Source organism: Phenylobacterium sp. (assembly GCF_030645195.1).
Taxonomy (GTDB): Bacteria; Pseudomonadota; Alphaproteobacteria; order Caulobacterales; family Caulobacteraceae; genus Phenylobacterium.
In genome coordinates this window covers 1-5,685 of the sequence record NZ_JAUSLW010000009.1, presented here as the reverse complement: position 1 = coordinate 5,685, position 5,685 = coordinate 1, and the positions used below count along the sequence as shown (strand labels likewise).

Genomic DNA, 5,685 nt, shown 5'->3' with positions numbered 1-5,685 from the left:
GGGGTCGCTCAACGCCGTGGTTTCGGGACTGTGCGACACCCCGGAAGAGCAAATGGAGTTTGTGAAGCTGGCCTACACCGCCTCCGAAAACCTGCTGACCATCATCAACGACGTGCTGGACATCGCCAAGATCGAATCGGGCAAAATGGATGTGCGCCTTGAGCCGGTGGACGCAGCATCCGTGTTGAAGGAAGTACACGCGCTCACGCAAATTCAGGCCCAGACCAAAAACCTCCGCTTCGAAATTGCCCCCCTGCCGCCGGCCTTGCCCAGGTTATCTGCCGACCCGGCCAAGCTGCGGCAAATTTTGCTCAACCTGGCGGGCAACGCCATCAAGTTCGCTTCCGGCGGCACCGCTACCATTAGCCTGCGCGCCGACCCCGTGGTGGGATACATGCAGATCATGGTGGCCGACACCGGCATCGGCATTCCGGCCGAGCGCCTGGCCAGCCTGTTCCAGAAGTTCGAGCAGGCCGACGCCTCCACCACCCGCCGCTATGGCGGCACGGGCCTGGGTCTGGCCATCTGCCGCGAGTTGGCCCAGCTGATGGGCGGGGCGATCGAGGCCCAGAGCGCGCCGGGGCAGGGGACCACCTTCGTCGTCTCCCTGCCGCTGGCCAAGAGCGACGTCGAACTCGCCCTCCCGCTTCCCACCGCCGACGAGCCGCGGGCCGGGGAGATCGAGGTGGGGACCCTGCGGGTGCTGGCCGCCGAGGACAACACTGTCAACCAGCTGGTGCTCAAGACCCTGCTGCACCAGATCGGCATCCATCCCACCGTCGTCGACAACGGCGCGCTGGCCGTCGAGGCCTGGGCGCGGGAGACCTGGGACGTGATCCTGATGGACGTCCAGATGCCGGAGATGGACGGCCCCACCGCCACGGGGGTGATCCGGACTCGCGAGGCCGCCGAGGGCCGCGCGCGCACGCCGATCATCGCGCTGACCGCCAACGCCATGGCCCACCAGGTGGCGGAATATGTCGAGGCCGGCATGGATGGCTTCGTGGCCAAGCCCATCGAGGCGGGACGGCTGTTCGCCGCCCTGCAGGCCGTGCTGGAGGCCGCGTCCGCCGTCGTAGACGAGGCCTCGGTCGCCGCCTGATCAGCTTCCCCCACCTGCGTGGGGAGGCCGGTCAGGCCGGCTCGACCGCCCGCACCAGCTCGTAGTCCTGGACCTCGAAGCGGGCGACCGCCTCGGCGTAGGCGCGCGCGGTGTGGGGCCAGTTGTTGAGGATGCGGCCGTCGGCGGTCTTGTACCAGCTGGTGCAGGCGCCGGCCCAGGGGGTGGCGGCCAGGGCCTTCTGGAGGTCGGCGTTGTAGGCGTCGGCGACCTCCTGTTTCACCGACAGGGGGCCGGTCGCGGCGATGGCGTCCAGGGCTTGCAGCACATAGTCGGCCTGGGCCTCGATCATGAAGATGATGGAGTTGTGGCCCAGGTTGGTGTTCGGCCCGTAGAGCATGAAAAGATTGGGGAAACCGGTGACGGAGAGTCCCAGATGGGCCTCCGGCCCGTCGATCCAGACATCGCTGAGCCGCAGGCCGCCGACCCCGGTGATTCCGGTCTCGCCGGCGAAGGAGCTGGTTTCGAAGCCGGTGGCGTAGATCACCACGTCGACCGCGTGCTCGCGGCCCGTGGCGTCCACCACGCCGCGCGGGGTCATGGCGCTGATGGCCTCGGTCACAAGCTCGACATTCGGGCGGGTGAGGGCCGGGTAGAAATCATTGGAGATCAGGACGCGCTTGCAGCCGATCTCGTAGTCCGGGGTCAGCTTGGACCGCAGCTGCGGATCGGTGACCTGGGCGTGCAGGTGCGCCAGCGGGATGGGGACCTCCTCGACCGGCAGGGTCCCGGCGCGGCGGGCCGCCAGCCGCGCCTCGGCCATCTCGAAGATCTCCCCACGGACCTTGGCCATCACCGCCGGCTGGGCGCGGAATCGGGCCTTCTCCTGCGCCGTATAGGGCCGGTTCATGCGCGGCACGATCCAGTTGGGGGAGCGCTGGAAGAGGGTCAGGGAGCCCGCCAGCTTGGCCACCTCCGGCACGAATTGGACGGCGCTGGCGCCGTTGCCAATCACCGCCACCCGCTTGCCGGCCAGATCGACCGAGGCGTCCCACAGGGCCGAATGGAAGGCCGGCCCTGCGAAATCGTCGCGGCCGGGGATCGGGGGCAGTTTGGGGCGGTTGAGCTGGCCCCAGGCGGTGACGAAGGTCTCGCAGGTCAGGCTCGACCCGTCGGCCATGCCGATCCGCCACAGCGCCGCCCCGTCGTCCCAGGCGGCCGAGACCACTTCGGAATTGAAGCGCAGGTGGCTGGAAAGGCTGTGCTTTTCCACCACGTCCTCGATGTAGGCCAGGATGTCGGGCTGGGCCGAGAAGATCTCCGGCCAGTCGGGATTGGGTTCGAAGGAATAGGAATAGAGGTGGCTGGGAATGTCGCAGCCGCTGCCGGGATAGGTGTTCTCCCTCCAGGTGCCGCCCACCCGGTCGGCCTTTTCAAGGATCACGAAGGACGTCTCGCCCCTGGCCTGCAGCTTCAGCCCCATGCAGAGGCCTGCGAAGCCCGCGCCCAGGATGGCGACCTTGAAGTCCGCGCCCATGTGTTACGTTTCCCGACCTGTCGTTAGGTAAAGGCTAGCGGCGCGTCCCTAGGTGATCAACGATTAGTTCGCCGCGCTGCCCGCGCGGCCTGGAAGTCGGCCATGGCGCTGGCCGGCGCGTCGGTGGTCCAGGCGGCCTCGAAGGCGTCGATTCCGGCGGCGATGGCGTCCCTCATCGGTAGGTCCTCCCAGCGACGGATCAGGGCCTTCTGCAGGCGCACCGCGCCGGGCTCGGCGGCCAGCAGGCTCTCGACCCAGGCCTCGACCTGGGCGTCCAGGCCCGCGGCCGGGACCACCGCCTCCACAAGGCCCCAGGCCTGGGCGTCGGCGGCGCTGAAGGTCTCTCCCAGCAGCAGCATCTGGCGGGTGCGGCCCCAGCCCACCAGGGACGGGAGCAGGGCGGCCTCCACGACCGACGGGATGCCCAGCTTGACCTCCGGCATGCCGAACACCGCGCCGTCGGCGGCGACCCGCAGGTCGCAGGCCGCGGCCACCTCCATCCCCGCGCCCAGGGCGTAGCCGTTGATCCTGCCGATCACCGGGACCGGCAGGTCGCGCAGGGCCGCGCAGCAGCGATGGACGCGGGTGATGAAGGCCCGCGCCGTCGTGGCGTCCAGGCCGGCCATCTCGTCGATGTCGGCCCCGCCGATGAAGGCCCGGTCCCCGGCCCCGGTCAGCACCACGGCCCGCAGGCTCTCGTCCTTGGCGAGCGCCCCGATGCGGGCGGCGAATTCCTTCATCAAGGCGCTGCCCAGGGTGTTCAGCTTATTGGCGTTGTCCACGGTGACATGGGCCACGCAGGCGCCGCCGGGCCGCGCCTCGATCTCGATGCGAACCTCGCCGCTCATCGCCGTTCCTCCCGTATCCGAGCCTCGCCGCGCATCCCGGTCTCGACAACCGGGGGCAATCCGCTGAACAATGATCACCTATCCATTGGAGCACCAGATGCCTCGCCGTTCCGCGATCGAACTCTTGCCGTGTGGGGAGGGCCGCTGATGCCCTGGCCGCCCGTCGGGATCGCGCGTCGACGCGGCTACCATGTGGGGAACCTGCGGGCCCTGCTGCTGGACGAGGCCCGCGCCCTGCTGGAGGAGGGCGGGCTCGGCAAGCTGAACCTGCGCACCCTGGCCGCCCGCGCCGGCATCGCGCCGGGCTCGGGCTATCACCACTACGCCTCCAAGCAGGCCCTGCTGGCGGGCCTGGCCGCCGAGGGTTTCGGCGAGTTCGAGACCGCCCTGCGCGGGGCGGCGGCCACGGCCGGCGACGCCCCGATCCGCGCCACGGCGCTCGCCTATTTCGGTTTCGCCCGCGCCCAGCCGGCGCTCTATGGCCTGATGTTCGACCCCACGGTCCTGGCCGACCCGGATGTGGCCGCGGCCCGCGACCGCGCCTTCGCCGTGCTGGAGACCGCCATCGCCCAGGCGCCTACCCAGCAGGACCGCGACGCCGATATGATCCACAAGGTGGCGCTCGCCGTCTGGGCCTGCGGCCACGGCGCGGCCTCCATGATGCTGGCCGACCCCACCGACACCGAGGGCGGGCTGATGGAGGACGTGATCCAGGGCCTGGAGGCGCTTTTCCGCCGCCGCTAGCTCCCGGCGACCTTGATGACGATCTTACCGACGTGGCGGGCGGCCTGGAGGTGCTCGAAGGCTTGGCGGGCCTCGTCGAAGCCGAAGACCTTGTCGATCACCGGCTTGATCCCCGTCTGGCTGACGGTGCGGACCAGATCCTCCAGGGCCGCGCGGTCGCCGACCCCGATGGCGCGGACGACGGCCCCGCTGCCCTTCAGGTGGAAATAGTCGATCCCCGGATTGTCCTGGGTCAGGAAGCCGATCAGCACCACCTCGCCGCCCCAGCGCACCGCGTGCAGGGACTGGGTGACCGTGGCGGGACCGCCGACCTCGACCACGCAGTCGACGCCCAGGCCGCCGGTCAGGTCCTTCTTCACATGCCGGCCCCAGTCGGCGATCTCCGCATAGTTGACCACCTGGTCGGCGCCGAGCGCCCTCAACCGCTCGCCCTTGGCGGCGCTGGACGTGGTGGCGATCACCTTGGCGCCGGCCGCCTTGGCCAGCTGCAGGGCGAAGATCGAGACGCCGCCGGTCCCCAGGGTCAGCACCGTCTGTCCGGCGCGGATCGGAACGTGGCCCGACAGCGCGGTCCAGGCGGTGACCGCCGCGCAGGGCAGGGTGGCGCCTTCCTCGAAGCTGAGCGCGTCGGGCAGCCGCACGACCGCCTCCTGCGACACCACCTTGTATTCGGCCAGCCAGCCGTCGGTCCCGTTGCCATAGGTCTCTCGCCCGGCGGTCACCGGCGGCCGGCCGCCGAACCATCGCGGGTGGAAGGCGCTGATCACCCGGTCGCCGGTCTTGAAGGCGGTGACGCCATCGCCGACGCCCACGATCTCGCCCGCCGCGTCGCTGCACGGGATCACGCCAGCCTTCGACGGGCCGACATAGTTTCCCAGCACCAGGGACAGGTCGCGATAGTTCAGCGAGACCGAGTCGATCTTGATCAGCACCTCGCCGCGCTGCGGCTGCGGCGTCGGCTCGTCGTGCAGCGTCAGGTCGTCGAGGCGGGTGAGCTGGTCGAAGCGGTAGGCGCGCATGGGCAGGTTCTCGGTGCTGTAGGACGCATTGTGGCATGGAGGGCGGCGCGGAGATGTAACCCGCTTTGCGATCTGGCGCCGCGTACAGCCTCGCCGACCGCGCCGTCCGCAGCCTGAGAATGCCGTCGACGCCGCCGTCCTGCGCGCCCTGGGCCGGCCGGTGAGGGCATGAGCGTGCGCGAAAGCCACACAGGGCGCAGCTTTCGTTGCGTCCCGGTTGTGAAATCGGGAATCGCCGTCTAGACATGACGCCGTTCCACGAACCTGTTCGCGGGTTTTCGATCTGAGACGATGAACCGACTGTTTGGCCAGATGCCGTGCGGCAATGAGCTCAATTATTGGGCTCCGACGCCGCTTGCCTGCCTCTCGCCAGACCCCTCGACCCTCTCAGAAATCGAAGCCCGCCATGTCCGCCGTCATCACCGTCAAGTCGCTCTCCAAGGCCTACCGCTACGCTAGGCGGCGCGGCGGCTTCTT

5 protein-coding genes are annotated in these 5,685 nt (G+C 69.5%); 2 read left to right on the top strand and 3 right to left on the bottom strand.

Going from position 1 to position 5,685, the window contains the following annotated elements; genetic code table 11:
• The coding region (locus Q7T09_RS00705) for an ATP-binding protein (protein ID WP_304697045.1) at positions 1–1,102 on the top strand (1,102 nt) is incomplete at its 5' end.
• 31 nt (positions 1,103–1,133) lie between these two features.
• On the opposite strand, the gene Q7T09_RS00700 is transcribed toward Q7T09_RS00705, so the two are convergent.
• Together Q7T09_RS00700 and Q7T09_RS00695 are read right to left on the bottom strand one after the other, a co-directional pair.
• Positions 1,134–2,597: an NAD(P)/FAD-dependent oxidoreductase gene (locus tag Q7T09_RS00700; RefSeq protein WP_304697044.1), complete on the bottom strand. Its 1,464-nt coding sequence runs from the start codon at positions 2,595–2,597 to the stop codon at positions 1,134–1,136.
• A 56-nt stretch (positions 2,598–2,653) separates the two neighbouring features.
• The gene (locus tag Q7T09_RS00695; RefSeq protein ID WP_304697043.1) at positions 2,654–3,445 is read right to left on the bottom strand and encodes an enoyl-CoA hydratase; all 792 of its coding nucleotides are present in this window, start codon (positions 3,443–3,445) and stop codon (positions 2,654–2,656) included.
• Between the two features lie 147 nt (positions 3,446–3,592).
• On the opposite strand from Q7T09_RS00695, the gene Q7T09_RS00690 reads away from it, so the two are divergent.
• Positions 3,593–4,189, top strand: coding sequence for a TetR/AcrR family transcriptional regulator (locus Q7T09_RS00690; protein ID WP_304697042.1), 597 nt, complete (start codon positions 3,593–3,595; stop codon positions 4,187–4,189).
• Here the strand turns inward: Q7T09_RS00690 and Q7T09_RS00685 are convergent.
• A complete protein-coding gene (locus tag Q7T09_RS00685) occupies positions 4,186–5,208 on the bottom strand; it encodes an NAD(P)-dependent alcohol dehydrogenase (RefSeq protein ID WP_304697041.1) in 1,023 nt (340 codons plus the stop codon). The two genes, Q7T09_RS00690 and Q7T09_RS00685, sit on opposite strands and share 4 nt — an antisense overlap.
• Positions 5,209–5,685 lie beyond the last annotated feature (477 nt).